A 395-nucleotide genomic window follows, 5' to 3' on the forward strand; every position below is an offset into this window, starting at 1 on the left:
GCCGGGGGCCGGGGGCCGGGCCTGGCCCTGGGGGTTACTCGCGGGTAGCGTCCAGGTATGGCGTTCTTCGAGCGGATCGATGCGGAGCGGTTCCTGGCCACCGAGTACACGCGCGGGCCCTGGGACCCCGCCGCGCAGCACGCCGGGCCGCCGGCCGCGCTGCTCGGCCGGGCTGTGGAGGAGCGGCCGGGGGCCCGCCCCGGCATGCGGATCGCCCGGATCACGTACGAGATCCTGCGCCCGGTGCCGATCGGCCCGGTCCGGATCACCGCGAGCGTGCTGCGGGCCGGGCGGAGCACCGAGCTGGTGGAGGCGTCCCTGTTCCCGGAGGGGGCCGCGGAGCCGGTGATGCTGGCGCGGGCGCTGCGGATCCGGGTGGGCGGGGAGGCGGCGCC

1 protein-coding gene is annotated in these 395 nt (G+C 78.5%); it reads left to right on the plus strand.

The genetic code is table 11. The features are described 5' to 3' along the window. Positions 1 to 57: 57 nt before the first annotated feature. On the plus strand, positions 58 to 395 hold a 338-nt coding region (locus HYE82_RS37080; protein ID WP_179178603.1), incomplete at its 3' end, for an acyl-CoA thioesterase domain-containing protein.

The sequence above is a fragment of the Streptomyces sp. BR123 genome, from assembly GCF_013401435.1.
Classification (GTDB): domain Bacteria; phylum Actinomycetota; class Actinomycetes; order Streptomycetales; family Streptomycetaceae; genus Streptomyces.